General features: G+C 52.4%; 1 protein-coding gene. It reads right to left on the bottom strand.

What is annotated here, in order from left to right; all coding sequences use genetic code 11:
* A partial coding sequence (locus tag KJQ96_RS39370; RefSeq protein WP_305831090.1) for a phosphoribosylglycinamide formyltransferase occupies positions 1 to 252 on the bottom strand: 252 nt, incomplete at both ends.

Raw genomic sequence — 252 nt, 5'->3', positions numbered from 1 at the left:
CCATCGGCAAACCAGCTAATCACCAGTGGATAAATAGCGTGTTCCTGGGTTTGCACGCGGGCGGTGATGTCATCTTCCGTATCACCAGCAAATACCGGGACTTTCGCCTGTAAAATAACCGGGCCACCGTCCAGTTCATCGGTGACGAAATGCACCGATGTACCGTGCTCTTCATCGCCATTTTCCAGCGCCTGACGATGGGTGTGTAATCCGGGATATTTCGGCAGCAGAGAAGGGTGAATGTTCAGCAAA

The organism is Bradyrhizobium sp. sGM-13, from assembly GCF_018398875.1.
Taxonomy (GTDB): domain Bacteria; phylum Pseudomonadota; class Alphaproteobacteria; order Rhizobiales; family Xanthobacteraceae; genus Bradyrhizobium.
Note: the sequence above shows the minus strand (reverse complement) of the source record. Positions and strands in the feature narration are given on the sequence as shown.